Below are 1,530 nucleotides of genomic sequence, written 5' to 3'. Positions count from 1 at the left end.
TGGTCCTTTGCAGCCAACTTTGTACAAACAATAACCATTTTTAGCATTTTGATCATCAAAAGTTTCGGCAAATAAACCAGCATCATAATAAGGTCTTCTGTAACAAGAGTCATGAACACGTTTTGCATAGAACGCTTTTGGTCTTCCTAATCTGTCTAATTTTGGTAAACGGCCAAATGCAACTACATGTACAATAATTCCGGCCATTACTTCACCAATTGGCGGACAACCAGGAACTCTAATAATTGGTTTGTTTTTTACAATTTTATGAATTGGTGTTGCTCCTGTTGGATTTGGCTTTGCCGCTTGTACACAACCATTGGAAGCGCAACTTCCCCAAGCAATAATAGCTTTTGCTCCTTCAGCAGCTTCTAAAAACGATTCTTTTGCTGATTTTCCAGCTATACAACAATAATTTCCATCATCTCCCATTGGAATTGAACCTTCAACACACAAAATATATTCACCATGATATTTTTTCATGGTTTCTTGTTTTGCAGCTTCGGCTTGATGACCAGAAGCAGCCATTAAAGTTAAAGTGTAGTCTAAAGAGATTTTATCTAAAATAATATCAGCAACAATTGGGTGATTTGACCTGATAAATGATTCACTGCAACACGTGCATTCTTGATAATGTTCCCAAATAACAGGCAATCTTGGAGTTTTTTCTAAAGATTGCGCTATTTGTCCTACCATAGAATTTTCCAATCCCATAAAGGCTGCCATGTATGTGGTAAACTTCATGAAATCTCTACGGCTATAACCTTGTTTTATGATACTTTCATAATAGGTTTTACGTTGTTCATTATTGTTAGACATAGGAATAATTTTAAATAATAAAAAAACTTTTAATGCGGTTTGTTTCTTTTAAAAATAAGAACCTATTAAATTTACAATAAAATTTAATTAAAACAAGTGTAACTACCTAATTTAGAATGTTTTAAAATAAGACCTTACAATCCTTAATAGTAACAATTGTTACAGTTATTTTTAACTGATGATTATCATATGTTTTCTTTTTATATATTTTGTAACTTTGAGAGTAAATCCTTTTAAACTCATGCACGAATTATCTATTGCTTTAGGAATTGTAAAAATTGCCGAAGACGAAACAGCAAAAGTAAAAGCCGAAAGGGTAACCAAAATAGCTTTGGAAATTGGTGTTTTAGCGGGAATTGAAATTGATTCGTTGAATTTTGTTTGGAGTTCTGCAGTAGAAAATACGGTATTAGAAAATGCTGAAAAAGAAATACTAATTATTGATGGCGTGGGAAAATGTATAGATTGTGATACCGAGTTTGCAATGGAAAATATTTATGATTGTTGCCCAAATTGCGGCAGTAATTTTAAAGGAATTTTAAAAGGAAAAGAGTTAAAAGTTAAAACGTTAGAAGTTATTTAAATTTATAAAATTATGTGTGGAACTTGCGGCTGTGGATCAGATAATAATGGTCCTACTATTTTAAAACCAGGAGAACATAAACATTCACATGAAGAACATCACCATCATCACGATGGACATTCTCATTC

At 32.4% G+C, this 1,530-nt stretch carries 2 protein-coding genes; one reads left to right on the top strand and one right to left on the bottom strand.

Annotation, left to right across the window (positions count from 1 at the left end):
* On the bottom strand, nucleotides 1-819 hold an 819-nt coding region (locus tag ABY298_RS16295), incomplete at its 3' end, for a hydrogenase small subunit (RefSeq protein ID WP_372747094.1).
* Nucleotides 820-1,060: 241 nt separating this feature from the next.
* Here ABY298_RS16295 and ABY298_RS16290 point away from each other — a divergent pair.
* Entirely contained in the window at nucleotides 1,061-1,402 is a 342-nt protein-coding gene (locus ABY298_RS16290; protein ID WP_372747093.1) for a hydrogenase maturation nickel metallochaperone HypA, read from the top strand.
* Nucleotides 1,403-1,530: the final 128 nt, after the last annotated feature.

The sequence above is a fragment of the Lutibacter sp. genome (genome assembly GCF_041596795.1).
Classification (GTDB): Bacteria; Bacteroidota; Bacteroidia; order Flavobacteriales; family Flavobacteriaceae; genus Lutibacter.
Note: the sequence above shows the minus strand (reverse complement) of the source record. Positions and strands in the feature narration are given on the sequence as shown.

Excerpts from the sequence above, each read along its gene's own strand:
- ABY298_RS16290 (WP_372747093.1), top strand. The coding sequence starts at position 1,061 with ATGCACGAATTATCTATTGCTTTAGGAATTGTAAAAATTGCCGAAGAC.